Here is a 21525-nt window from a genome sequence, read left to right as displayed (position 1 = left end):
ATTTCTACGACTCGCGCGCACTCAGCCTGTCTCGCCTGTTCCGCGCGCGCACCATGGATCACCGAGCTCGGAGTCGCTCATGAGCCCTATCGACAGCGCGCCCGCCGCATCGCGCCACTACCACCGGCTCGATATTTCCCAGCCCGCGTTCTGGGCCCGGGATTTCCGCGCCCGCGACGAAGTGTTCGCGCAGCTGCGCACCGAACCCGGACTCACTTGGCACGCACCGCCACCCGCGCTGTTCCCGCATACCGAACCCGGCTACTGGGCGGTGACCCGGCACGACGATATCGCCTTCGTCAGCCGGCATCCCGAGCTGTTCACTTCGACACTGGGCATCAGTATGGACCCGATGCCCATAGAGCTGCAGCGGCCCACCACGTTCTTCCTCACCATGGACCCCCCGGAGCACACCCGCTATCGGCGCCTGATCAGTTCGGCGTTCACACCGAAACAGGTGCGGCGTATCGAATCCCAGATCCGGGCCAATGCCACCGAGATCGTCGGCGAGTTCCTTGCGGACCTGTCTTCCGGTGCGCCGGTCGATTTCGTCGACAGCGTGTCGCGCAAACTTCCCATGCGCACGATTTCGGACATGATCGGAATCGATCCGGCGCAACGCGATTCGGTCGCCCAGGCCGCCGAGGCCATGTTCGGCTCCAGCGACGAGGAATACGCTGCCCTCGCCGAACGCGCGGAGTTCTTCATGGCGCAGTTCGGAATTCTGCACTGCGCCGGGACCGATCTGGCCCGGTTACGGCGCGCGGAACCCCGCGACGATCTGATGTCCGCCATCGTCGCCGCCGAGGTCGACGGCCATAGCCTCACCGACGAGGAAATCGGGGCGTTCATGGTGCTACTGGCCTCGGCCGGTAACGACACCACCAAACAGACCACCTCCCATGCATTCGAGGCGCTGGTGGACCGGCCCGCCCAGCGGGAATGGCTGCTGGAAGATTTCGATGCACGAATCGGCGGCGCGGTGGAGGAATTCATCCGCTGGTCGACACCGGTGCTGCATTTCGCTCGCCACGCGGTGGCCGATACCGAAGTCGCCGGCACCCGGATCCTGGCCGGCGACAAGCTCGTGCTGTTCTACTGTTCGGCCAATCGCGACGAGACCGCGCTCGACGATCCGCATATCTTCGACATCACCCGAACCCGGAATACACACTCCGGGTTCGGGGGCGGCGGCGCCCATTTCTGTCTCGGCGCCTGGCTGGCCAGGATGCAGTTGCGGCTACTGTTCCACGAGCTGCTGACCCGCGTCCCCGAGGTGACACTCGGGAAACCGGAGTATGTGCACAGCGACTTCATCCACGGCATCAAACGGATGCCGGTACACCGGGCCTGATCGGTCGTCATCGCGGCGCCCCGGCTACTACGCTGAGCGGCGTTGCTTCCCCACGATGAAAGGGCAACCGATGAAAACCCAGCTGAACTGCCCCTGCGGTGAACACCTGACCGGCGCAGACGAGGACGAACTGGTCGACAACGTGCGCAAGCACCTGACCGAGAACCATCCCGGCCACGACTACACCCGGGATCAGATCCTGTTCATGGCCTTCTGACGGAGGCTCGTCGCGCCCGTACCGGCCGCCGGCCCCGGCCGGACACGGGCCGCACCGCCACCGGCCCTACCGCGACCGCGCGGCGAGAGCGCCGGACGTAGGCGTGTTAGATGGATCCGGACGGCAACGCCCGCCAGGAAGGATCCCCATGGACGACCACACTCTCGCCGCAACCTTGGCCGAAGAGGCCGGCGAATTGCTCCTGTCGATCCGCGAACTCGGCGGCCGGGTCGGTGACGAGCGATCCAACCGGCTACTGCTGGACCGATTGGCCGAGCTTCGACCGGCGGATGCCGTACTTTCCGAAGAGTCCCCCGACGACCCGGCTCGCACGCACCATTCCCGCGTATGGATCGTCGATCCCCTCGACGGCACCAGGGAATTCGGGGAACCGGGGCGGCCGGACTGGGCGGTGCACGTGGCGCTGGCGGTGGACGGCGAGCCCGTGGCCGGCGCTGTCGCACTCCCGGCCATGGGCTCGGTCCTGCACACCGGACGGCCTCCGGTGCTCACTGCCCCACCGCCCCCGGGCACCGTACGGGTCGCACTGTCGCGCAGCCGCCCCTCCGTCGAGGTCCGGCAGCTCGTCGCCCGGCTGTCGGCCACCGAGGTACCGATGGGATCGGCCGGGGCCAAGGCAATGGCGGTGGTGCGCGGGGAGGCCGATATCTACGCCCATTCGGGCGGCCAGTACGAATGGGATTCCTGCGCCCCGGTCGCCGTCGCGGCCGCGGCCGGGCTTCATGTGTCCCGGCTCGACGGGTCCCCGCTGCGCTACAACCGGCCCGATCCGTACCTGCCCGATCTGATCATCTGCCGGCCCGAGCTGGCCGAGATCGCTCTGAAAGCGTTGTCGGAGTAGCCGGTCCGGGACGGCACCGCTGATCGCGGCGCCGCTGCGTGCCGCTTTCGGCGCTACCGGGGAACCCCGGCCTGTGCGCGTGGAACACCCGTCGGCCCACAATGGTCGGACGTTTCCCATAACGACAGGAGCAAAAGTGAGCGGTCGACTATCCGGCAAAGTAGCTTTCGTCACCGGGGCGGCGCGTGGCCAGGGCCGTGCGCATGCGCAGCGACTGGCAGCCGAGGGCGCCGATATCATCGCTGTCGACCTGTGCGCCCCCTTGCCGCCCACAGTGCCCTACGATTCGGCGACTCCGGACGATCTCGACGAAACCGTGCGCCTGGTGGAGGGTGCCGGTGGCAAGATCTTCGCCACCGCCGCCGATACCCGGGATCTCGCGGCGATGCGCGCAGTTGTGGACGAGGGGGTAGCGCGGTTCGGCCGCCTCGATGTGATCGTGGCCAATGCCGGGATCTGCATCCCCGAGCCCTGGGACACCATCACCCCGGAATCGTTCCGGGCGGTGATCGACACCAATGTCACCGGAACCTGGAACACCGTGATGGCCGGCGCGCAGCACATCATCGACGGCGGGCGCGGTGGGTCGATCGTTCTCATCAGTTCGGCATCCGGGGTGGCCATGCAGCCGTTCATGGTTCATTACACCTCGAGTAAGCACGCCGTCACCGGGATGGCGCGAGCATTCGCCGCCGAACTCGGTAAGCATTCGATCCGGGTCAACAGCGTCGCCCCCGGCCCGGTGGCCACACCGATGGGTTCCGGCGATATGGTCGGCGCCCTCACCCGGGCGGCCGAAACCAACGGACGGCTGGGCGGGATGAACACTCCACTGCTGCCGGAGGGGATCGCGATGCCGGAGGATATCGCGGACGCGGTGTGCTGGCTGGCGAGCGATGAATCCCGGTTCGTCACCGCCGGCAGCATCTCGGTGGACCTCGGTTCCGCGCAGTACTGACAGCGTCGCGCCGCGGTCGCGTGCGGCGCCGCGGCGGGCTCTCGTGCGGGTCGTGCAAGAAACCGGCAGGAAAATTCGATATAACACTTTCCGAGAATGGCATTATCAGGCAATCTGGGTACTGCCGCGGACCACGTGCACGACCGTCACGACAGTTAGGGAAGCCGATGAAATCCAAGGGTGCTTTGATCTGGGATTACGCGCAGCCGTGGTCGGTCGAGGAAATCGAGATCGGCGATCCCCAGCACGGTGAGGTGAAGGTTCGCGTCGAAACCGCCGGCCTGTGCCAGTTCGATCAGCGGCTGGCCAGCGGTGACGTCCCCACCGCCGAGTTCCCGATCCTCGGCGGGCACGAGGGCGCCGGCGTGATCGTCGAGGTGGGTGCGGGAGTCGACCGGTTCGCAGTGGGCGACCATGTGGTTTTCTCGTTCATCCCGGCCTGTGGGCTGTGCCAATCCTGCCTATCGGGCCATCACAACCTGTGCGACCGCGGCCAGGAACTACTCACCCGGGGTGCCGTCTCCGACGGCACCTTCCGCATCCGGGCCCGCGACCACGATGTACACCCCACCTCGCTGATCGGCGCCTTCGCCCCCTACGCGGTGGTGCACAAGAGTTCGGTGGTCAAGATCGACCCCACCATCCCGTTCGATATCGCCTGCCTCGCCAGTTGCAGCGTCACCACCGGATACGGCGCCGTGGTCAACACCGCCGCAGTGCGGCCCGGCGAAGATATCGCCGTAATCGGCGTCGGCGCGGTGGGCACGGCAGCGGTACAGGCCGCCGTGATATCCGGGGCGCGGCGGATCTTCGCGGTGGACCCGGTCGAGGCGAAATGCACGCAGGCCGCGAAGTTCGGCGCCACCCACACCTACTCCGATATCGACAGTGCGATCGGCGCGATCGAAGAAATCACCGGCGGACAGATGTGCCGCACGGTGATCGTGGCGGTCGGCCGGTGCGACGGCCACGATCTGGCCAAATGGATGCGGATCACCGCGAAGGCCGGAAGCTGCGTCCTCGCCGCCACCGGCGATGCCGCGGAAACCAATCCCCGGATGAACCTGTCGGCACTGACCTTCCAGCAGAAGAGCCTGTGCGGCACCCTGTTCGGCGGCGGGAACCCCCAGCTGCTGATCCCGGAGGTCCTGGCACTCTACAAGCTGGGCGACCTCGGTCTCGGCGATATGATCACCCGCGAGTACTCGCTCGAGCAGATCAACGAAGGGGTCACCGATATGCTCGAAGGCCGCAATATCCGCGGGATCATCCGGTTCACCGACGCCGATCGCTGACCGGCGCCGGACTCCACCGGATCAGAACACGACCCGGCTCACCGCCTCCGCGATCAGCGCGGGTTTGCTGCCACCGTCGGTCTCCACAGTGTGCTGTACCACCAGTTGCAACGCACCACCGGACACCTCGGTGGCATCGGCCAGCACAGCGGTGGAACGGACCTTGGCACCCACCGGCACCGGGCTCGGGAACCGGACCTTGTTGGAACCGTAGTTGATACCCAGTTTCGCATTCTCGAACGCGAAGATCTGCGAACCGAGCAACGGCAGCATCGACAGGGTCAGATAGCCGTGCGCGATGGGGCCACCGAACGGACTCTCCCGCTTCGCCCGTTCCGGGTCGACATGGATCCACTGGTGATCTCCGGTCGCTTCGGCGAACTGATCGACCATCTGCTGGGTAACCTCCACCCAGTCGCTGGTGCCGAGAGTCTCCCCCACTGCTGCGAGGACGTCGTCCTTGCCGGTGAATGTGCGCACAGATGTCTCCTTCGATCCCGTGCCGCGTACTGCCGCGACAGCCCAACTCCGCTAATAGGTATTGCGCACTTCGTCCCGGAGTTCAACCCGAACCGACACATCTCCCCCTGAGTCGCAAATTTCTCCCACGACAGCGAACCGCGTCAGGCAGCGGGGTCCAGGACAATCTTGATCGCGCCGTTGTCCTTGGCCTGGAACATGCGATACGCCTCGGGTGCCGCGGAAAGGGGCAGGTGGTGGGTCGCGAAGGTTTCCACACCGAGCGGATCGCTGTCGTCGAGCAGCGGCAGGATATCGTCGCACCAGCGCTTCACATTCGCCTGGCCCATGCGCAATTGGACCTGTTTGTCGAACAGCACCCGCATCGGCAGCGGATCGGCCATCCCGCCGTACACGCCGATGATCGAGATCGTTCCGCCGCGCCGGACGATATCGATCGCTGCATGCAACGCGGCGAGCCGGTCCAGGCCCGCGGTGTTCATCGCCGGCGCGGCCACCACGGCCGGCAGGTACGAGATGGCCCGCTGTGCCGCGGCCGCCACCGGCGACCCGTGCGCCTCCATACCGACCGCCTCGATCACCGCATCGCTGCCCCGGCCGTCGGTGCAGTCGCGAACCGCGTCCGCGAGACCACCACCCACAGCCCCCAGGTCGATGGTGTCGATACCGTGCGCGGCAGCCCGATCCAGCCGCTCGGCGACCAGGTCCACGCCGATCACCCGCAATCCGCGATGGTGCGCGATCCGCGCAGCCATCTCGCCGATCGGGCCGAGCCCGAGCACGGTCACCGATCCGCCGTCCGGCACGGCGGCGTATTCGACGGCTTGCCAGGCGGTCGGCAGGACATCCGACAGGAATAGGTATCGGGTATCGGCGGGACCGTCGGGCACCGGGATATGGGTGAAATCGGCATGCGGTACCCGCAGGTATTCGGCCTGCCCACCCGGCACCTGACCGTAGAGCTTGGAGTAGCCGAACAGCGCCGCGCCGCAGCCCTGATCCCGCACCTGCGTCGTCTCGCATTGCGTCATCAGCCCCTGCCTGCACATCACGCAACCACCGCAGCTGATCTGGAAGGGCACCACCACGCGGTCCCCTTTCGAGAGGTTCGTGACCTCGGAACCGGCTTCCTCCACCACCCCGATCACCTCGTGCCCCAGCACATCGCCCGCGGACATGAACGGGCCCAGTAGTTCGTACAGGTGCAGATCGGATCCGCAGATCGCGGTGGAGGTCACCCGGACGACGGCATCACCCGGCTCCTGGATCCGCGGTTCGGGCACATCGGCTACCTGAACATTGCGTTTGCCCTGCCATGTCACAGCCTTCATATCCGCTCCCTCGGCCGACGGCTTCCGGCGCTGTTCCGGCAGGGAAACGATGCGGATCGAACAGCCACACCGGCTGCCGGGCCGGTCCGGTAGGCGGCTACCCCGGACCGATGGCGGCAAACGCCGTACCTGCGGGCGGGGATTCGGCCGGTCACGCCCAGGGCGGGCGAGCATGCCGTGCAGACCGATATTCGACACCGGTACCCCGCGCGAGATGATCGATACCGCCGAGTGGAGGCATCAGCACACAGCGGCGTTATCGCCGCGGGGGCGGGCCGAGGAAGTCCTGTAGCCGGGATATCTCCGCGTCCAAGGCGGTCGCGAACGCTTTACTCCCGGGGGCACCATCGACGAACCCCACATCGACTTCGCTGCCCGCACCCGCGCAGAGGGCCCAGCCGATCACCCGGTCGCGCCACAGCATCGGCATCGCGTAGTAGCCGCGGACCCGCTTCGCGACGGGTGTGTAGGCCTCGAACCGGTAATCCCACCCCCAGATCGCGCCGAACCGTTTCCGGTCCCACACCAGTGGGTCGAACGGCGCCAGGAAACGCACCCGCGCCGGCGCCGGGCGGTCGGTGGGAACCAGATCGGCCGGCCACACATAGCGCACGCCGTCGACGGTGCGCGCGGCCAGTTCACCGGTGGCGAGCAATTCCCGGATCGTGGCCGAGCCGGTGGCGCCGCCGATCGAGCGGACGGCCCGGTTGACCGTCGCGGTGAGTGTCGGTTCCGCCGCCGGGGCGAGGGTGCGGGCAATACGCAGCGCCAGCGCCCGGCGCCGCGCCGCCGGATCCAATGCCGGTTCCACGGAGGCCGGGGCCTCCTCGTAGCGCCGGATACCGGAGACCCGGTCGGCCACTCGCAGCAGCCCGTAACGGTGTAGCTCCTCGAGTAACACGGTGGTGGCCGAGGAGATACCGCCCCAGGCGTTCGCCACCCCGCGATGGCCGAAATGCTCTTGCAGTTCGCGCGGGTGCACTACCCCGCGGTGCCTGACGAATTCCAGTACCTCGGCCGACCGGGTGTCGTGCGGGTAGGCACCGTTCGTCGCCCGCGGGTGGTGGCGGGGGTGCAGGAGCCGACGCAGCCGGGGCACGGTGTAGCCGTAGGCGTACACCATGTCTTCGTCGATACCGAGCTCGCGATAGCGACGGTCGAGATCCCCGGCCCGGTAACCACGGACACGCTGACGCAGAATCAGATCTTGGGCGCGCGCCGGCGCACGGATCGGATCGGCCTGGACGAACTCCATATCGGCCAGGGCGCCGGCGAGCGTACCGGAGGTACGGGGCAGGGACCAGGACACCGCGTTCGCGCGCAACCATGCCGAAGACATGCGGTGAGACTATCGATGCCCTCCGACATACGGCGAGCCGTTCGGAGCGGTTTGCGGCCGCGCCCGCGGGGTAGCGCCCCGGTATGTCCCCGACTGTGCGCTCACTCCTGTCTCCCCGGCTGATCACCGCACCGGTCGCCACGGTGACCGAAGCAATGCGTTCAGGGGCCCAGCGGGCGGTCGACACCGGACTCCAGGTGGCGGAAACCCCTGTCCGGACCGCAGAGAAGATGGCCACGACGGTGGCCACCGGAATCGCGCCGCTGCTGCCCGGCCGGAACAGCGAGTTACGCGCCGACCTGACGGCGCTGCTCGACCCCCGGGACCGGCGCGCGCAACGCCGGGTCGCGATCTCGCAAGACAGGGCCACCATCGAGGTCCAAGGCTTGGACGACACCCACCGGTCCGCGGTCACCGGGGCATTGGAACAGCATCTGGGCCGGTTGCGCGGGGTGCAGTGGTGGCGGGTCAACGCGGTCACCGGGCGGATCGTGACGGCGCTGTCCAGCGGCGCCGACCTCGACCGGTTACTCGCGGAGATCGAGGAGGTCGAACGCGAATCACAGGTCGCCGACGCGGGCTGGAGCCGCGCCGTGGAGTTCCCCGCGGACCGCGAACCGGTGATCGCGGCCGCGATCGAGGTAGCCGGCGATATCTGCGCGATCGCGATCTCCGCGGCCGGCACCGTCCCCCCGCTGCGCGGGGTCATGCGCGGTGTGCGCTCGGTCGCGGCGTTCACCGACGCTCAGCCCCGGCTGCGCCGGCACCTCGAGGAACGGCTCGGCAGTACCCGCACCGATCTACTGCTGGCGGTGGCCAATGCCGCGGGCTCGGCGCTCGGCGAGGGCGCGGCCGGCGGCGTGACGAACCTGGTGGCCGATACCGTCCAGCGTGGTTTCGCCCTCACCGAAGCCGTGGCTCGGCACGCGCAGTGGCGCGAATGGGAGGCCGATATCGTCGATGCCGAGCATTTCGGGGTCGACAAACCGCTACCGCGTTTCACCCGGCCCACCGACCTACCGCACGGACCCGTCGAGCGGGTCGCCGACGAAACCTCCGCCGCCGCGCTCGCCGGTGCCACCACCCTCGCCGGGCTCGGCCGGGCGGGCGATATCGCCGACGCCCTCCTTCTCGGCGCCCCGAAAGCGGCGCGGGCCGGGCGGGAGGTCTACTCGGCCACTGTATCCACCACTCTGTCAGCGGCCGGTGTCCTCACTCTGCATCCGGCCGCGTGGCGGCGCTTCGACAGGCTGACGGCGGTGGTCGTCGATGCCGAATCCCTGGCCACCACCCGCCGGGTGGTGCTCGAGGCCGAGAGTTCTGATCCGCAGTGGCCGGATGCGCGGGTCTGGAGCACCGCGCAACGGTTGCTGTGGTCACCGGAGGACAACGCCGGCACCGACGGCCATCCGACGCGGCTGGTGCACCCACACTCCGGAACTCGCGACCGCGGGCCCACCAGCCGCCCGGTCGAACGGGAACTGCGTTTCGGCGACCGGGTCGTCGGACGGGTACTGATCGGCCGAGAACTGGATCCGCGCGCACACAGTGTGCTCAACGCCGCCCGCCGCGCAGGTTTGCGCACAGTGCTGGCCGGTCACCGCGACGCTGCCGAACTACGCGGGGTCGCGGACGAATTCGTGTCCGCGCGCGGGTCGCTCAGCGCGCACGTGGAACGCCTGCAGCAGGACGGTCACGCAGTGGCGGTGCTGAGCACCCGGGCGCACAAGGCACTCGACCACGCCGATGTCGCGATCGGTCTCATCGGCTGCGAAGGCGGCGGTATCCATGTGCCGTGGTCGGCGGACCTGCTGTGCCGCAACCTGGAGCAGGTGCGGCGCACGCTGGCGGCGGTCGGGCCCGCGCGGCAGGTCAGCGAACGCGGTCGCACCCTGGCGTTGTCGGCCTGTAGCCTCACCGGGCTGATCCTGGCCGCGGCACCGGACGCCCGGTCCCGTACCGCGCCGATGATCGCGGCGAACTTCGCGGGCCTGTTCAACGGCGCGGTGACCGGTCTGCGGGCGGCCCGGCCGGATGCCGTGGGCGCGCCCGCACCACTGTTGCCTTGGCATGCCCTCGAACCGGGCGAGGTGCTGTCCCGGTTGCCGGAGCCGGCGAACCCGGCGCAACGGCACACCGGCGAGCCCGCCGGGCGCAGCGCGATACCTACCGCGTTCGCGCCGGTCACGGGCTACCTCGGCCATATGCGGCGCGAGCTGGCCGACCCACTGACCCCGGTGCTCGGCGTGGGTGCGGTGGCGACCGCGATTCTGGGCTCCCCGTCCGATGCCGTGCTGCTGTCCTCGGTGCTCGCCGTGAACGCCATGATCTCCGCCCGTCAGCGGCAGGCGGCGGAAAACGAATTGCAGGAACTACTCGAGGGGGAGCGACTGAACGGCAAGGTGATCGACCGGGCCGAGATCGACGCCGCGGAACCGGCGAGCACCGAGGTGCCCGCCGAGTGCCTGGAGATCGGGGACGTATTCGTCGTCCACGCGGGCGAGGTGGTTCCCGCCGACGCGCGACTGCTGCGCACCGAGGACCTGGAAATGGACGAATCCGGGCTGACCGGTGAATCGGTGACGGTTCCCAAGACAGTGGAGGCCACTCCAGGCGCCGCTGTAGGCGACCGCGCCTGCCTCGTTTTCGAAGGCACCACCGTGGTCAGCGGTTCCGCGGTGGCAGTGGTCGTCGCGGTCGGCGCCGATACGCAGGCCGGCCGCGCTACGGCAGGGGCGGTACCACCGGACAAGGGTGGTGTGCAGGCGCAGTTGCGCTCACTCACCGATCGCGCGCTGCCGCTGACGCTGACCGGCGGCGCGATCGTCACCGCACTCGGCGGCCTCCGCGGGCGCACCCTGCGCGCGGCGATCTCCGACGGTGTCGGGGTGGCGGTGGCCGCGGTGCCCGAGGGGTTGCCGCTGGTGGCGACGGTGGCGCAGCTCGCGGCGGCGCGGCGGTTGTCCCGTTACGGAGTGCTGGTCCGCGCCAACCGTGCGGTGGAGGCACTGGGCCGGGTCGACGAATTGTGCTTCGACAAAACCGGCACCCTCACCGAGGGCCGGTTGCGGCTCACCGCACTCGCCGATCTCGACGAACAATGGCGACCCGGCAGCGATTCCGCCACGGCGCAGCGATTGTTGCGGGCCGCCGCCCGGGCCTGCCCCGAACCCGACGACGGGCCGGTGCTGCATGCCACCGACCGCGCCGTCCTCGACGCCGCCGCCGAAACGCTCGAATCCGACGCCCACCGCTGGGATCCCCTCGACGAGATACCGTTCGAATCCAACCGCGGATACGCCGCGGCAGTCGGCCGGACTGCGAACAAACTCCGGCTCGTGGTCAAAGGCGCACCGGAGGTTGTATTGCCGCGCTGCACGCGGGTAGGCACCGGTACGAAACCGGATCCGTCCCTGACCGACGAGCTGCGCGAACACGCCGATGCCAAGGTACGAGATCTTGCCGAACAGGGCCTGCGGGTCCTCGTGGTGGCCCGCCGTGACCTGCCGGAGCATCCGCAGGATATGGAGACCGCCGTGGACGAACTCACGTTGCTCGGGTTCCTGGGGATCGCCGATAGACCGCGCCCGCAGACCCCGTATCTCGTGCGCGCGCTACAGGACAACGGGGTCGGGGTTCGCATGATCACCGGCGACCACCCGGTCACCGCGGCCGCGGTCGCCCGGCAGCTCGGCATCACCGTGGGCACGGTGACCACGGGTGCGGACCTCGACGAACTCGACGAAACCGAGCGACGGGAGCTGATCGAGCGCAGCACCGTTTTCGCCCGGATAGACCCGGAGCAGAAAGTCGGGATCGTCACGGCGCTGCGCCGCAACGGCCATGTCGTGGGAATGACCGGTGACGGCAGCAACGATGCCGCCGCCATCCGCACCGCCGATATCGGGATCGGTATCGCCGCGCACGGTTCGGCGGCCGCCCGCAATGCCGCCGATCTCGTGCTCACCGAACCCGACCCGCGGGCACTGCTGCACGCGCTGGTCGAAGGCCGCAGTATGTGGCAGCGAGTGGCCGATTCGGTCGCGGTGCTGGTCGGCGGCAACGCCGGCGAGATCGCATTCACTCTGTTCGGGACCGCGGTCGGCGGCCGGGCACCGCTGGGGACCCGCCAGTTCCTGCTGGTCAACCTGCTCACCGATATGTTCCCGGCCCTGGCGCTCGCCCTGGCCGGTGGTCAGGAAGGTGTCGAAACACAGGACGACTCGGACTGGGTGGAGGAGCGGGCACGCCAGCTCGCCGCGATCCCACCGGCCAGCCTCGGCTCCGACCTGATCCGGACGATCGCCGTCCGCGGTGTCGCCACCGCCACCGGCGCGTCGGCCGCGTGGCTGGTCGGCCGATACACCGGCACCCAGCGGCGTGCGGACACCATCGGTCTGGTCGCACTGATCGGCACCCAGCTGGGCCAGACGCTGGTCGCCGGCTATCGCAGCCCGCTGGTGTGGGTCACCACCGCCGCCAGCGGTGCGGTTCTGGGGGTCGTCGTCATGACGCCGGGGCTTGGTGCCTACTTCGGTTGCACCCCCCTCGGTCCCATCGGGTGGTCCATCGCGACCACCGCGGCGGCGGGTGCCACCGCGGGCTCCGCGCTGCTGCCACGGCTGCTTCCCGCCGCGGGAACAGGTCGCCCCGATACCCCGGCCCTGCCCGGAGGTGAACGGGAGTCCCTCACCGAAGCGGAAACCGCCGAACAGGCCGAGGTCGGACAGGACGCGTAACCGGTATCGCCGCCCACCGGAGTGCGCCGAAGCGCGCCGGGCGGCGACCCGCTGTGGTCGGTGCGGACCGGACCTCATTTCGGCCGGACAGCCGGAACTGCCGTCGACAGCCACTGACCGGGGAGCGGTCCGGGCCGTTGCAGAGCTGACCAGCCGCGACGTGCACCGGGCGATGTGGCGTCCCGCTGCGCGGCATCCGTGCGATCCGCCGGCTCAGGATGCCGAGCAATCCGGGAGCTCACAGGGCGAGCATGGCGGCCGCGACCTCGTCTGCCGCGGCATGGCGCAGGGCGGTACCCATATCGTCGAGGACAAGTAGTTGCGCCCCGGGGATTTCGGCGGCAAGGACCTCGCCGTTGCCGACCGGGAAGAACGGATCGGCGCGACCATGTACCACGAGCGTGGGCATATCGAGCTCACCGAGCCGCTCCCGCCAGCGTGGGGCGCAGTCGATCCGGGAGAACACCATCCCGAGCTGGTTCGCCTGGTGCACCGCGGGATCGCCCGACGGTGTCCGGTCCCAGATCCGCGCCGCCGTCGCCTGCGCCTGCTGCGGATCGTTGCCCATCGGCTCCGCCCCCTCGGCGGCGAACGCCGCGACAGCGTTCCGGTCGGTCCAGTCGGGCTGTGGGCGGGCGAACATCGCGCCCATCACCGCGCCGTCGTGGTCGGGCAGGTCATCGTCGACCGGGCCCGGCGCTACCGGCCGGGTGCCGACGAGGGTCAGTGCCGAGAACATATCCGGGTGGTCCAACACGGCGACCTGAGCGACCATCCCGCCGACGCCGATCCCGCCGAGATGGGCAGTCCCGGCACCGAGCGTCTCGACCAGCGCGACCGCGTCGGCAGCGAGATCCCGCAGGTCATATGCCGGGTTCTCCGGGTCGAGGGTCGTCGATGCGCCGGAGTCTCGCAGGTCGTAGCGGACCACGCGCCGCCCGCCCGAGGCGAGCCGCTCGCACAACACGCCGGGCCACGACAGCATGGTTGTGCCGCCGATCAGCAGAACCAGCGGATCGTCCTCGCGGCCGAAGCTCTCGATGCCGAGAACGAGGCCGTGTGCCCGCACTGTGGTCGTGCCCGTTCGAAAAGGTCCTGTCATACCTGGACTCCTGTCTGCCGGTCTATCCGGAAGTATCGACGACAGGTTCATCCGAAAGTCATCGGTGCAATCGAGCGCGCGGCCACCAGACGGGATATCTCCGCTTATCCGCAACGGCGGCCGATGAATGCCGAGGAGGCGGGTTCCCGACGAAACGGGATCCCGGGCTCCTCACCCGGGATCCCGTGGCGTGCAGGATTCAGCGACGGTCGTCGCGATCGGTTCCTTCGGTCTCGATCCGTTCCTTACGGACGGTATCGGAGACGGTTTGATCCTCCTCGACCTCGTCGACCGCGAGGCGGACCCGTTCGACGGGCACGGATTCCTTGTGCACGGTCACCCGCTCTTCGTGCAGTGTGACCTCCCGTTCTTCGTCACCGAGGTCCGCGTTCACCGTACTGGGGTCGGTGATGGGTTCCCGTTCGACGCGCACCTCCTCGTGGCGGGTGGGCACGGTGACCGATTGTTCTTCGGTGACCACGTATTTACGCATCCGGGCCCGGCCGGACTCCCGCTCTTCGGTGCCGACGTCGAGCTGTTCTTCCGAACGCACCATGGATTCCCGGTCCGCAGGCGGTGCGGTGGTGCCGCCCATACCGGCGGCGGTGCCCATGCCCGCGGCGGTGCCCATACCGGCCGCCGTACCCGTGGTATCGCCGCCGGGCCGCTCGGCGTGCCGCCCGTAGTCGTCCCAGCCGGAGCGACCCGGGTCGATTCCGTAGTGGACGAACAATTCGTCCTCCGATTCGCGGCTGATCAGGCCGTCGTGTTCCAGATGCGGCGCGGATTTCACCGCTTCCTTGTGCACCCGGACCTGCAGTTCCCCAGTGTCCTGCCGCAGCTGAGCTCCGGCCAGCGGCACCAGGGAATCGTCGCTGAAAAGTCCGGTGCTCACCGACGCCCAGGTCGGGGCGCCGGAAGAATTGTCGACGTAGACCCGCTTCACCTTGCCGATCTTGTCGCCGTCCAGATCGTAGACGGCGTCTCCGATCAGTTCTTCCACCTGTTGAGCCATGGCTGCTCCTCCTAGCTTCTCGTCCGATACGTGATCGGCGAACCGAGTCGCGTCACGCGGACCGTTCCCGGGGCCGGGCGCTCGAGGACGGCTGCCCCCGGATCCGGGTGCCGGTAGCCGCCGCGATTCGGCGTGCTCGCCGCTCCCGGTGTTCGGTTCCGCATCGGGCGCGGCTTCGGCTGTTTCGGGTAACCGCCGGGCACTCACTCGGTGCGGAGTGTCGATCGGCTACCTCCCCGGCAACTACCCGGGACAATTCCCGGCAAACAGGGCAGCCGGAAAATTCTCGAAATCCCAGCCCCTGGTGAACGGTGTCATTCGAGTTCGGTAGACGAGATTCCATGCAGTTCACAGCCCTGTGACCCGGAGGAATCCGGTGAACGGCAATTCCCCGAGCCGCTGTCACGCCGGAAAACACTGCACGATCGGCGCCATCGGCAACCATCGGCGATCTGCCGGCAATCCGGATCCGGCGGGGATGCTCAGGGCAGCCGCCGGTAGATGATCGGCTGAGCGGCGATACCGTTCGCGGCGAAGTTCGCGAGGACGAACGAACGGAATGTCGGGCGAAAAAGGAGCCCGGGGAGAAAGGTGCGCAGCGCCGGCCAGGACGCGTGGTTGATCAGCGTGTAGTCGGCGAGTTCCCCCGGCAGCGGGCGTAGGGGCACCGAGTTCGGCAGCGCCGTCTTCCGCTGGAACCAACCCGCGGTGTACTCCCAGATATCGTGCACGGTCCTAGGGTCGTCGCCATAGAAGTAGTTGAACAGGAACCAGTGGTCGGGACCGTGGTCCACATCGCCGATCCGGGCGGGACTGCTCGCCGCAACGAGATGAGTGCGGCGCGCCGACTCTCCCAGCAGGCCGGCCAGCTCTCGCCAGGCCGGATCGGTGCGGATGGCAGCGAGTGCGGCCACGGATTCCGTCCTGACGAGTACGACGACATCGAAACGGGCGGGACGCACACCCGCGCCACGCAGGATCTGCGCGCCCTCACCAGGTGGGCGCAGCGCGGCGCGGAAGACCGTCGCCTCGAGGACATCGGGCCGTTCGGCCAGCCGCTCACTCAGCGGGCCGATCCGTGCCAGTATCCGGCGGCGTGGCGCCGAGGGCCGCGGCAGGGGCCCGAACTGGTCACCTACCTCGGCCGCGAGCAGCAGGAACCCATTACCGGTGGGGTCGGCCAGGCGGGCCTTGCTTGCATGGTGTTCGTTGACGACGCGCATGGCGGTCTCCTCGAGTGGTTCGGTTCCGGTTCAGCGGCGGTCGAGCCCGGACAACCGGTGAGCGAGCCGCCGCCGGACGATCGGCGAGGCACCGGCGATACGCAGCCCGATATTGCGCAACGGCCGAGCGGCGGCCGGTATTGTGGCGGCATCGGTGAGCCTTCCGGCGGTCGACATCACCGAGCGGGCTGTGGTGCGTCGTGCCGCCGCGTGCTCGTCGAGCAGCGTCGTGCTCTCTCCGAGCAGCACCCGGGACAGCATCCGGCCGGTGGTTACGGCGTCTTCGATACCGAGGTTCATCCCCTGTCCGCCGGCGGGTGAATGGACATGGGCGGCGTCGCCGGCAAGCAGGATGCGCCCGCGCCGATAGGTGTCGGCGAGGCGGTGGTGGACGCGGAAGCGCGAACCCCACACCACCTCGGTGACCACCGCCGGAACTGCTTGCGGGCCGCGGTCGTCCAGCAGCCGCTGCACGAAGCCGGTATCCGGATCACGCGGTGCGTCGTCGGCGACAGCGACGACCCGGTACATATCGTCGGGTAGCGGCGCCACCACTGCCAGGCCCGCCGGCGAGAAATAGAGGATGACCTCGTCGCAGGGGATGCCGCCGGTCAACCGGATATCGGCCAGGCCGAACGATTCCACGTAGCTGCCGCCGGTGAATCCGATCCCCGCCTCCTCACGCACCGTGCTGTGCATCCCGTCCGCGCCGATCAGATAGCGGGCGGATATCCGCTCGCCGTCGGACAGCGTCGCGGTCACCGAGTCGTCGTCCTGGACGATCGCCGCCACGGTGACCGGTCGGTCCACGACGACGCCCAGTTCGGCCGCCCGCTCGAGCAGGAATTTCTCCGTATCGGCCTGGGAGATCATCAGCGTGTAGGGGTAGGCGGTGGGCAGTCCGGCGAAAGGCACCGATACCAGCACCTGGTCCCGGTCGCGAATGGTGAAGCGCGGAATGGGCACTCCGCGACCGGCCAATGCCGGGACAACGCCGTAGGGGTCGAGGAGTTCGAGGGTGCGCGAATGCACCACGGCGGCACGGGAGGTGTTCGCCCCGGCGGCCTGGTCGTCGACGATCCGCACCCGGTGCCCGAGCTGAGTAAGCACGATCGCGGTGGTGAGGCCGACCGGCCCCGCGCCCACGACGATAACGTCGATTTCGGGTGTGGACATGTCTCCCACCTGCGCCTTTCTGAAGTCAACAACTGTTGGCAACAACGATAAAGCGACCGCGAACGCTATGTCAACACTTGTTGGCCTACACTTGTTGACATGAAGCGATCGGCAGCAGAAACGACAGAGACGATCCTCGCGGCGGCGCGTGAGCGTTTCGCCGCCGACGGGTACGAACGCGCGACCATCCGCGCGATCGCCGCGGACGCCTCGATCGATCCGGCCATGGTCATGCGCTACTTCGGCAACAAGGAGCGGCTCTTCGCCGCCGCCGCCGAATTCGATCTGGAGCTACCGGATCTGTCGGCCGTCCCGCGCGACCGTATGGGCGCCGCGCTCGTCGCGCATTTCCTGGAGCGCTGGGAACGCGACGAGGCCTTGCTCATCCTGCTGCGCGCCGGCGTCACCAACGAGGCCGTCGCCCAACGGATGCGCGCAATCTTCGCCGGCCAGCTCGGCCCTGTGATCACGGCAGCGCACGACGACCCACACGAGGCCGCGACCCGCGCCGGCCTGGCCGCCACGCAGATCCTCGGCATGGCCCTGTGCCGGTTCGTTCTGTGCTTTCCCCCGCTGGTCACCATGACTCGGGACGAGGTGATCGCCTGGCTGGGTCCCACGGTGCAGCGCTACCTCACCGGTACCGCGGAGTCGGAGGTCACTGTGGCGGCGTCACCGAACTCGCGGCCGTGATCTGCGTCCGGTAACGCTCCACGAAGGGCAGCACTTGCCGGCCGATCACCTTGTTGTACTCGGCCGGATGCTGCCGCGGATCGGCATGCTCGGTGCCACGCGGCTTCACCACCAGCAGATTGCCGTCCACACCACCGACCTCGTCGATCAGCACCTGATGGGTGTGCGCGACGTCGACCACGCGGTCGCGGGTGGCGTCGTGTGGCCGGATGAAGACGATCGCCGGACGTGGTTTGCCGCGCGCCGCACCGGACAGGTGCCGGAGGTCGTCGGTGGCACCGCCGGCGACAATGGCCAGGAACTGGGATTCGATGAGCCCGTTGCTGGCGGCGTCGGCGTTGAAGATCTTGTCCCGCAATACTTGTTCGACCGCGGCGCCGAACTGGTCGACCCGGATTCCCGGAACGCCCGTGTAGTCGAGGAACCGTTCACGCCGGGCATAGGTTTCCACCGCGATCCGCAGGCCGCGACTCTCCCGGGCGCCGGGAAGCCAGCCCATCCACCGGACCATATCCTCACCGAGGCCCCGGCTTTCGGGTCGCACGGAATCGAGGTCCAGGGGTGTGCAATCCAGCAGTACCGCCAGTAGCCGCCGGTCGCTACCGGTGTGGATATGCCGCGCGACCTCCAGCGCGATCACTCCGCCCATGCTGTGGCCCGCCAGCACGATATTGTGCACACCTGACATCACGGCGGCGCGGATGACCAATTCGGCGATCACTTCGGTGTCGATACCGTCATTGTCGTAGCGGATCGCCCAGACCGACCCCATCGTGCGCAGCGTGGGCAGGGCTGCCGCGGTATCGCTGGCGTTGAGTCCGCCGAGCCCGACGAAATCGACGACTGCGGTATCCCGCAGGCCGGGCTCGGCCGGTCCGGCGACCGGGAGCAGCGCGGGTTCGGTGCGGGCCAGCCGCTGCCGTTCCGGCGCCACATCGTGTTCCCAGTACTGTGCGAAGGCGAGCAGCGCGATCATCAGTAGTACGGCAACCCGCAGCAACGCCGGTCTGGTGCGCGACAATGCCTTCCACCGATATCCCGGACGCGTTTCGCGCAACCGGGCCCGGCGGCGTTCATCGCTCCAGTCTGCGACGGTGGACGGATGCCATTCGTCCATCGGCGACATGGACTCCACTGTAGGCGCCCGCCGGATCCGCGCCCGGTGCGCCGATCGGCCGCGGAGCGCCGGTCACCCCGCGGCGACCCCGTCGATCAGCAGCCGGCGGATTGCCTGGTTCAACTCCGCGATGGCCTGTTCGTCCGGGTCACGGAGGCCGTGGACGACCCCGGCGAGCAGCATGCCGGTCACCGCACGGGCCGTGCTACGGGTGTCCAGGTCGGCGCGCAGATAGCCCAGCTCCACCCCGTGGTCGAGGTATCCGGCCGTGAGCGCGTCGGCGGTGTCGAGCAGGCCGTACAGGCGCCGCGTCAGCTCGTCGTCGATCCCGGGCGCGTGGAACAGCAGCAGCTGCGCCACCCGGCGATCGGCGAGCAGGATACCGGTGAGCGCATCCCCGATCCGCTCGATCTGGCGCCGGTATTCGTCCAGCGTGTTTGCTGCGTCCGGGGCGTTGTCGGTCCCCAGCGCTTCGACGATACGGGCGGCCAGATCGTCGATCACATGGTCGATGATGTCGCGCTTGTTGCTGAAGTACCGGTAGAAGGTGCCGTGCCCGATACCCAGGTCGGCAGCGATATCGGCGATACCGGTGGCGTGATAGCCCTTCTCCGCGAAGCAGACGAAGGCGGTATCGATGATGTCGCGCCGAAGTTCGGCCTTGCGGCGTTCGGCCCGCGTCTGTGGCTTCGTCACGCCCCTGATGATACGGTCATCACAAACGGAATGATGCGTCATTCCGTGACGTATGGTTCAGTTCGCTGGGAGGTTCGACGTGGCACCTCGGTACGACGCCGTCGTGATCGGTGCGGGATTCGGTGGTATGGGTGCGGGTATCGAGCTCGACCGGCTCGGCCTCGGCAATTTCGTGATACTCGAACGCGAATCCGATCTCGGCGGCACCTGGTTCGTCAACCACTACCCCGGTCTCGCCGTCGATATCGCCTCGGTGACCTACTCGTACTCCTTCGAACCCAACCCGTTCTGGTCGAGACTGTTCGCCCCCGGTGCCGAACTGAAGAAATACGCCGACCACGTCGCCGACAAATACCGGCTCCGTCAACGGATGCGCTTCGACACCACGGTCGAGCGCGCTCACTGGGACGCCGCGGAGCAGTACTGGGTGGTTACCGTGGCCGGCGGGGAAACGCTCACCGCCCGCTATCTGCTGACTGCGACCGGTTTCCTCTCCCAGCCCTACACCCCGCCCTTCCCGGGAATCGACACCTTCGCCGGCAAGATCATCCACACCACCGCCTGGGACGATTCCTACGACCTCACCGATCGGCGGGTCGCGATCATCGGCACGGGCGCCACGAGTGTGCAGCTGGTACCCGAGGTGGCCGCCCGCGCCCGCGAACTCACTGTTTTCCAGCGCACCCCCATCTGGGTTGTGCCCAAGATCGATACGGCCATCCCCGACGCGGTGCAGCGGCTCTTCGCGCGGCTCCCCGCGACACAGAAGGCGGCCCGAATGGTCAATACGACCATGCTGGAGGCCTTGATGGTGGTCGGTGTCCTGCACTACAAACAGGCCCGGCCGCTGAACAAGGCCGCGGCACTACTGGCCAGGGCCCATCTGCGCGCCCAGGTCCGCGACGAACGGCTCCGCGAGCAACTGACACCCCACTACGACTTCGGGTGTAAACGACCGACGTTCTCCAACCACTATTTCACCACGTTCAACAAACCCCACGTCCAGCTGGAAACGAACCCCATCGAACGGGTGGAGCCGGACGCAATCGTCACCGCCGACGGCGCCCGGACCACCATCGATACCTTGATCCTGGCCACCGGTTTCAACCTGTGGGACGTCAACTTCCCGGCCTTCGAGATCGCCGGCCGCGACGGGGTGGATCTCGGAAAATTCTGGCGCGAGAACCGCTTCCAGGCCTACGAGGGGATCACGGTGCCGAAATTCCCGAACTTCCTCAGCCTGAACAGTCCGTATTCCTACAGCGGACTATCGTATTTCACGACCATCGAAGCGCAGATGAAGCATATGGGCCGGCTCCTCGGCGAGCTGCGCCGCCGCGGCGAGACGACCTTCGAGGTCACCGAACGCGCCAACACCGAGTTCCTGGAACGGGTGACCGAAAAACTCGACTCCTCGGTGTTCTACGGCGGCGACTGCGCCACCGCCCGCAGCTACTACTTCAATCAGCACGGCGAAGCCGCGCTGCTGCGCCCCACCAGTACCGTCAACGCCCACCGCGAGGCGGTGCGGTTCCCGCTGGACGACTACGTTTACGGCGCCACTGCCTGATCGGCCCACTTCGTATCGGCGCTGCGCGGCGGCGACCCGGAACCGCGGAGGTGGATCCGGACCCGATCACGCCGGCGGTTACGCATCGAAGCCGTGATCGGCAAGCATCGGACAGGTACCCGCCACCCGGCGCGGCGCCGTACCGGACTCCGTCGGCCGCTGATCTTGGGACCGGTGAACAAGAGCTCGCCGGTTCCTTGTGAGCTCACGCAGAATCTGGCGTATACGCGGGCAGAGCCGACCGCTACGATCGGTGCGCGTCGTAAAGTAACCGCCACGCGCGGAACTGGGGCCACGGCCACAAGCCAACGGAGACAGTTCGTTCGAGTGATCACCGCGCTCGCTGCCTCCGGGCCGC

At 68.2% G+C, this 21525-nt stretch carries 17 protein-coding genes; 8 read left to right on the top strand and 9 right to left on the bottom strand.

Annotation, left to right across the window (positions count from 1 at the left end):
- Window positions 1-79 precede the first annotated feature (79 nt).
- The 5 genes from NS6_RS00960 to NS6_RS00940 all read left to right on the top strand — a co-directional run bounded on the left by NS6_RS00960 (window position 80) and on the right by NS6_RS00940 (window position 4686).
- Window positions 80-1354, top strand: coding sequence for a cytochrome P450 (locus tag NS6_RS00960; RefSeq protein ID WP_157112568.1), 1275 nt, complete (start codon window positions 80-82; stop codon window positions 1352-1354).
- 70 nt (window positions 1355-1424) lie between these two features.
- Window positions 1425-1571, top strand: coding sequence for a DUF1059 domain-containing protein (locus tag NS6_RS00955; protein WP_068035295.1), 147 nt, complete (start codon window positions 1425-1427; stop codon window positions 1569-1571).
- A 148-nt stretch (window positions 1572-1719) separates the two neighbouring features.
- Entirely contained in the window at window positions 1720-2433 is a 714-nt protein-coding gene (locus tag NS6_RS00950) for a 3'(2'),5'-bisphosphate nucleotidase CysQ (protein ID WP_068035293.1), read from the top strand.
- A 136-nt stretch (window positions 2434-2569) separates the two neighbouring features.
- Window positions 2570-3391, top strand: a complete 822-nt coding sequence (locus tag NS6_RS00945) for a mycofactocin-coupled SDR family oxidoreductase (protein WP_068035291.1) — start codon at window positions 2570-2572, stop codon at window positions 3389-3391.
- A gap of 167 nt (window positions 3392-3558) precedes the next feature.
- Window positions 3559-4686, top strand: coding sequence for an NDMA-dependent alcohol dehydrogenase (locus tag NS6_RS00940; RefSeq protein WP_068035289.1), 1128 nt, complete (start codon window positions 3559-3561; stop codon window positions 4684-4686).
- A 21-nt stretch (window positions 4687-4707) separates the two neighbouring features.
- Here NS6_RS00940 and NS6_RS00935 read toward each other — a convergent pair whose 3' ends face one another.
- From NS6_RS00935 to NS6_RS00925, 3 genes are all read right to left on the bottom strand, one after another.
- Window positions 4708-5166 carry a MaoC family dehydratase gene (locus NS6_RS00935; RefSeq protein WP_068035287.1) on the bottom strand — a complete coding sequence of 153 codons (459 nt, stop codon included), beginning with the start codon at window positions 5164-5166 and terminating at the stop codon, window positions 4708-4710.
- Between the two features lie 143 nt (window positions 5167-5309).
- Window positions 5310-6497 carry an alcohol dehydrogenase catalytic domain-containing protein gene (locus NS6_RS00930; RefSeq protein ID WP_068035994.1) on the bottom strand — a complete coding sequence of 396 codons (1188 nt, stop codon included), beginning with the start codon at window positions 6495-6497 and terminating at the stop codon, window positions 5310-5312.
- Window positions 6498-6753: 256 nt separating this feature from the next.
- Window positions 6754-7836 (bottom strand): DNA glycosylase AlkZ-like family protein, encoded by a 1083-nt coding sequence (locus NS6_RS00925; protein WP_068035285.1) that lies wholly within the window; start codon window positions 7834-7836, stop codon window positions 6754-6756.
- An 83-nt stretch (window positions 7837-7919) separates the two neighbouring features.
- Between NS6_RS00925 and NS6_RS00920 the strand changes: the two genes are divergently transcribed.
- Complete coding sequence (locus tag NS6_RS00920; protein ID WP_068035283.1) at window positions 7920-12575, top strand: cation-translocating P-type ATPase; 4656 nt, start codon at window positions 7920-7922, stop codon at window positions 12573-12575.
- 238 nt (window positions 12576-12813) lie between these two features.
- On the opposite strand, the gene NS6_RS00915 is transcribed toward NS6_RS00920, so the two are convergent.
- The 4 genes from NS6_RS00915 to NS6_RS00900 all read right to left on the bottom strand — a co-directional run bounded on the left by NS6_RS00915 (window position 12814) and on the right by NS6_RS00900 (window position 17091).
- Window positions 12814-13677 carry an alpha/beta fold hydrolase gene (locus NS6_RS00915; protein WP_068035281.1) on the bottom strand — a complete coding sequence of 288 codons (864 nt, stop codon included), beginning with the start codon at window positions 13675-13677 and terminating at the stop codon, window positions 12814-12816.
- A 199-nt stretch (window positions 13678-13876) separates the two neighbouring features.
- A complete protein-coding gene (locus tag NS6_RS00910; protein WP_068035992.1) occupies window positions 13877-14692 on the bottom strand; it encodes a DUF2382 domain-containing protein in 816 nt (271 codons plus the stop codon).
- A 482-nt stretch (window positions 14693-15174) separates the two neighbouring features.
- Complete coding sequence (locus NS6_RS00905; RefSeq protein ID WP_068035279.1) at window positions 15175-15915, bottom strand: hypothetical protein; 741 nt, start codon at window positions 15913-15915, stop codon at window positions 15175-15177.
- Window positions 15916-15945: 30 nt separating this feature from the next.
- The gene (locus NS6_RS00900) at window positions 15946-17091 is read right to left on the bottom strand and encodes an FAD-dependent oxidoreductase (RefSeq protein ID WP_068035278.1); all 1146 of its coding nucleotides are present in this window, start codon (window positions 17089-17091) and stop codon (window positions 15946-15948) included.
- 99 nt (window positions 17092-17190) lie between these two features.
- Here NS6_RS00900 and NS6_RS00895 point away from each other — a divergent pair, with 99 nt between their 5' ends.
- Window positions 17191-17784 carry a TetR/AcrR family transcriptional regulator gene (locus tag NS6_RS00895; RefSeq protein ID WP_068035276.1) on the top strand — a complete coding sequence of 198 codons (594 nt, stop codon included), beginning with the start codon at window positions 17191-17193 and terminating at the stop codon, window positions 17782-17784.
- Here the strand turns inward: NS6_RS00895 and NS6_RS00890 are convergent.
- The gene (locus NS6_RS00890) at window positions 17750-18910 is read right to left on the bottom strand and encodes an alpha/beta fold hydrolase (RefSeq protein ID WP_068035274.1); all 1161 of its coding nucleotides are present in this window, start codon (window positions 18908-18910) and stop codon (window positions 17750-17752) included. The genes NS6_RS00895 and NS6_RS00890 overlap by 35 nt on opposite strands.
- 63 nt (window positions 18911-18973) lie before the next feature.
- Window positions 18974-19639: a TetR/AcrR family transcriptional regulator gene (locus NS6_RS00885; RefSeq protein ID WP_068035272.1), complete on the bottom strand. Its 666-nt coding sequence runs from the start codon at window positions 19637-19639 to the stop codon at window positions 18974-18976.
- A 37-nt stretch (window positions 19640-19676) separates the two neighbouring features.
- Between NS6_RS00885 and NS6_RS00880 the strand changes: the two genes are divergently transcribed.
- The gene (locus NS6_RS00880) at window positions 19677-21167 is read left to right on the top strand and encodes a flavin-containing monooxygenase (protein WP_068035991.1); all 1491 of its coding nucleotides are present in this window, start codon (window positions 19677-19679) and stop codon (window positions 21165-21167) included.
- Window positions 21168-21525: the final 358 nt, after the last annotated feature.

It is taken from the genome of Nocardia speluncae NBRC 108251, assembly GCF_001613245.1.
Lineage (GTDB): Bacteria > Actinomycetota > Actinomycetes > Mycobacteriales > Mycobacteriaceae > Nocardia > Nocardia speluncae.
The sequence above is the reverse complement of the archived record's forward strand: the minus strand, read 5'-3'. Positions and strand labels throughout refer to the sequence as shown.

Coding starts and splice junctions, on each gene's coding strand:
- NS6_RS00960 (WP_157112568.1), top strand. CDS start 80: ATGAGCCCTATCGACAGCGCGCCCGCCGCATCGCGCCACTACCACCGG.
- NS6_RS00955 (WP_068035295.1), top strand. CDS start 1,425: ATGAAAACCCAGCTGAACTGCCCCTGCGGTGAACACCTGACCGGCGCA.
- NS6_RS00950 (WP_068035293.1), top strand. CDS start 1,720: ATGGACGACCACACTCTCGCCGCAACCTTGGCCGAAGAGGCCGGCGAA.
- NS6_RS00940 (WP_068035289.1), top strand. CDS start 3,559: ATGAAATCCAAGGGTGCTTTGATCTGGGATTACGCGCAGCCGTGGTCG.
- NS6_RS00930 (WP_068035994.1), bottom strand. CDS start 6,497: ATGAAGGCTGTGACATGGCAGGGCAAACGCAATGTTCAGGTAGCCGAT.
- NS6_RS00925 (WP_068035285.1), bottom strand. CDS start 7,836: ATGTCTTCGGCATGGTTGCGCGCGAACGCGGTGTCCTGGTCCCTGCCC.
- NS6_RS00920 (WP_068035283.1), top strand. CDS start 7,920: ATGTCCCCGACTGTGCGCTCACTCCTGTCTCCCCGGCTGATCACCGCA.
- NS6_RS00915 (WP_068035281.1), bottom strand. CDS start 13,677: ATGACAGGACCTTTTCGAACGGGCACGACCACAGTGCGGGCACACGGC.
- NS6_RS00910 (WP_068035992.1), bottom strand. CDS start 14,692: ATGGCTCAACAGGTGGAAGAACTGATCGGAGACGCCGTCTACGATCTG.
- NS6_RS00905 (WP_068035279.1), bottom strand. CDS start 15,915: ATGCGCGTCGTCAACGAACACCATGCAAGCAAGGCCCGCCTGGCCGAC.
- NS6_RS00900 (WP_068035278.1), bottom strand. CDS start 17,091: ATGTCCACACCCGAAATCGACGTTATCGTCGTGGGCGCGGGGCCGGTC.
- NS6_RS00895 (WP_068035276.1), top strand. CDS start 17,191: ATGAAGCGATCGGCAGCAGAAACGACAGAGACGATCCTCGCGGCGGCG.
- NS6_RS00890 (WP_068035274.1), bottom strand. CDS start 18,910: ATGTCGCCGATGGACGAATGGCATCCGTCCACCGTCGCAGACTGGAGC.
- NS6_RS00885 (WP_068035272.1), bottom strand. CDS start 19,639: ATGACGCATCATTCCGTTTGTGATGACCGTATCATCAGGGGCGTGACG.